The sequence below is a fragment of the Corallococcus sp. 4LFB genome, assembly GCF_046520365.1.
Taxonomy (GTDB): Bacteria; Myxococcota; Myxococcia; order Myxococcales; family Myxococcaceae; genus Corallococcus; species Corallococcus caeni.
Window position 1 is genome coordinate 1 of record NZ_JBKGHJ010001174.1, and the last position, 693, is coordinate 693.

The 693-nt window shown below is 66.2% G+C and carries 1 protein-coding gene; it reads left to right on the forward strand.

The features are described from left to right. A partial coding sequence (locus ACLEQD_RS44765; RefSeq protein ID WP_410391974.1) for a HAMP domain-containing protein occupies nt 1-693 on the forward strand: 693 nt, incomplete at both ends.

Genomic DNA, 693 nt, shown 5'->3' on the forward strand with positions numbered 1-693 from the left:
TGTCCGGCGTGTGGAAGGACCTCACGGACAACGTGAACGTCCTCGCCGGCAACCTGACGGACCAGGTGCGCAACATCGCCAAGGTGACGACGGCGGTCGCGAACGGCGACCTGTCCCAGAAGATCACCGTGAGCGTGAAGGGCGAGGTGCTGGAGCTGAAGAACACCATCAACACGATGGTGGACCAGCTCCGCGCGTTCGCGTCGGAAGTCACGCGCGTCGGCAAGGAAGTGGGTACGGAGGGCAAGCTGGGCGGCCAGGCCGCGGTGCCCGGCGTCGCGGGCGTGTGGAAGGACCTCACGGACAACGTGAACGTCCTCGCCGCGAACCTCACGGACCAGGTGCGCAACATCGCCAAGGTGACCACGGCGGTGGCCTACGGCGACCTGTCGCAGAAGATCTCCGTGGAGGCGAAGGGCGAGATCCTGGAGCTCAAGAGCACCATCAACACGATGGTGGACCAGCTCCGCGCCTTCGCTTCCGAAGTGACCCGCGTCGCGAAGGAAGTCGGTACGGACGGCAAGCTGGGCGGTCAGGCCGCGGTGCCCGGCGTCGCCGGCACGTGGAAGGACCTCACGGACAACGTGAACAGCATGGCGTCCAACCTCACCAGCCAGGTGCGCAACATCGCGCTGGTGACGACGGCGGTCGCGAACGGCGACCTGTCCAAGAAGATCACCGTCGACGCGAAGG